This is a genomic window from bacterium, assembly GCA_040753555.1.
GTDB lineage: Bacteria > UBA9089 > UBA9088 > UBA9088 > UBA9088 > JBFLYE01.
The window spans coordinates 1-2247 of sequence record JBFMDZ010000286.1 but is presented as its reverse complement, the minus strand read 5'-3'; the positions used below and the strand labels follow the sequence as shown (position 1 = coordinate 2247).

Genomic DNA, 2247 nt, shown 5'->3' with positions numbered 1-2247 from the left:
GGCAATAGGCTATGAAGAGGCAAAGGCTTTTCTTGATGTGTTAAAGGAGAAAAAAGAGGGAATAAAGATGAGTATAGAAGAAAAGGATAAATACATTGATAAGATGATAGGAGAGATTAAAGGACCTATTCCTTCTGAAACAGTAGAGTTAATAGCTGTGATGAAGGAAAAGATTGATGAGCTTGAGGGGTTTTTGAATAAAATTCAAGACGAAAATGCCTCCCTTAAAAAGGCTTTATCAGAGAAGGAGGTAGAGCTTCTTAAAACAATAAAGGAGAGGGATGAGCTTATAAAGAAAGAGCAGGATTTAACCTCTGCAATAGATGAGCTAAAAGCATTGATAGATGGGAAAGAAAAGGAATTAAAAGCAAAAGACATTGAAATTGAAAGGCTTAGAATAGAAAATAAAAGATTAGCAAGAGAGAAAAACCAGATAAGAACATTTTCCTATTTTCTCATAGGAGGAGCGATTATTGGCCTTATCCTTGATAAAACAGCGGAGTAAAAAGGAAAAATTGCGAATGAAAAATAAAATCCTTAAATAATTCCGCACCCTGCAATCCGCATTTGAAGATATTCCGCGGTAGCTCAATGGTAGAGTGGGTGGCTGTTAACCACTAGGTTGTAGGTTCGAGTCCTACCCGCGGAGCCAATTTAAATTCTACCCAACTTCACAAACCACCTTGCAAACCCTTGATTTTTCAAGGAGGAAATAGAAAATGGGTATAATGTATCACACACAAATTAAAGAATAACCATAAAAGATTCCCACTTACCCCTTGTGCCCGTTGGCCATTATCCTTAGATATTCCCAAGAATGAATGGATTAGTGACTGTGGCTTGCCGGTTTCTGAGACTGCCCAATTGCCCGATAATTTTAAGCAGACCCCCAATATGAAGATTGAAATTAAGGAGTGGGAATATGGAGATGTGGCTGAGATTCTTCATATTGGTCCTTATAGCGAAGAGACTCCCACCATAGAAAAACTCCATAACTTCATCAAAGAGAATGGCTACAAAGTAATCGGCGAACATGAGGAGGAATACCTTAAAGGACCTGGGATGTTTGGAAAAGGAAATCCAAAGAAATACTATACCATCATTCGACTGAGAGTCGCAAAGTAATTTGCAGCGGTTTGGGGACTTCATGATATTTCTGCAAGGCCGAGATTACCTAAAGAATTGATGACTTTCACCCTGCCGTATGATATACTTGTTATGATGTAGAAAGAGATAAAAGAGAGTTTCTAATAGAACAGTATGGCGAAGAATATAAGGATTATATGAAAAAAGTAAGGAGGTATCTCTGATGGTGTTGCACTATCGCCTAACAGCGGATAAAAGGCTTCGCTACGCTCCACCCAATTTACCTTCGGCAATTTCTTTTGTCTTGACAAAACAAAGTAATTACATTATAATTACTTTTGGAGGTGAAAAATATGAAAACAAATATAGTTGCGATTGGAAATTCAAAAGGCATAAGGATACCAAAAGTGATATTAAAACAATGTAATATAAAGGATTCGGTAATTTTAGAGTTAGATAAAGACAAAATAATCATTATACCAGAGCATAAAAAAGCAAGAAGCAATTGGGAAAAGGCATTTAAAGATATGAAAGACAATAAAGATGATAAATTATTGATAGACGATAATGTAGATTTAAATATAGGAGATTGGGAATGGTAATAAAACAATATGAGATTTACATCGTATCTTTGAATCCTACCATAGGACACGAGATGAAAAAATCAAGGCCCTGTGTAATAATCTCTCCTGATGAAATGAATAAATATATTTCCACTGTAATTATTGCTCCGATTACTTCAAAATCTCACGCTTATCCAACCAGGATACCGATAATATTAGAAAATAAAAGTGGCTGGATAGTGCTTGACCAAATACGAAGCATAGATAAAAGGCGTTTAATAAAAAAATTGGGCATATTAGATAAAAATAAGATACAAGAGGTAAAATCAGTAATTAAAGAAATGCTTGTTGATTAGAAATGCCAAGGGAGGTGAAAAAAATGTCAATCAGTGAAATTGTTAAGCAGATAGAAGAAGGTAGGATTGTTTATCTTGATAAAGAGCAAGAGATAACAACCCTACCGTGGAATGCCTAGAAATTCCCCAATTTTACTAAAACCTTTCATAGGGCTTAAATTTATGGTTATTGAAAAATATTAGAATAATCCTCCCCCTTTCCCCCTTTAGCGAAGCGAGAACTCTATTTTTATTGTGCTTTT

At 35.4% G+C, this 2247-nt stretch carries 4 protein-coding genes and 1 tRNA gene; all 5 read left to right on the top strand.

Annotation, left to right across the window (positions count from 1 at the left end; genetic code table 11):
- The coding region (locus AB1630_12560; protein ID MEW6104622.1) for a hypothetical protein at positions 1-505 on the top strand (505 nt) is incomplete at its 5' end.
- Positions 506-577: 72 nt separating this feature from the next.
- A tRNA-Asn gene (locus AB1630_12555) sits at positions 578-652 on the top strand.
- Between the two features lie 188 nt (positions 653-840).
- On the top strand, positions 841-1125 hold the full coding sequence (locus tag AB1630_12550; protein ID MEW6104621.1) for a GyrI-like domain-containing protein: 285 nt from the start codon (positions 841-843) through the stop codon (positions 1123-1125).
- A 314-nt stretch (positions 1126-1439) separates the two neighbouring features.
- On the top strand, positions 1440-1688 hold the full coding sequence (locus AB1630_12545) for an AbrB/MazE/SpoVT family DNA-binding domain-containing protein (protein ID MEW6104620.1): 249 nt from the start codon (positions 1440-1442) through the stop codon (positions 1686-1688).
- Positions 1682-2005, top strand: a complete 324-nt coding sequence (locus tag AB1630_12540) for a type II toxin-antitoxin system PemK/MazF family toxin (GenBank protein ID MEW6104619.1) — start codon at positions 1682-1684, stop codon at positions 2003-2005. Before AB1630_12545 ends, AB1630_12540 begins: the two co-directional genes overlap by 7 nt.
- Positions 2006-2247: the final 242 nt, after the last annotated feature.

Coding starts and splice junctions, on each gene's coding strand:
- AB1630_12545 (MEW6104620.1), top strand. CDS start 1,440: ATGAAAACAAATATAGTTGCGATTGGAAATTCAAAAGGCATAAGGATA.
- AB1630_12540 (MEW6104619.1), top strand. CDS start 1,682: ATGGTAATAAAACAATATGAGATTTACATCGTATCTTTGAATCCTACC.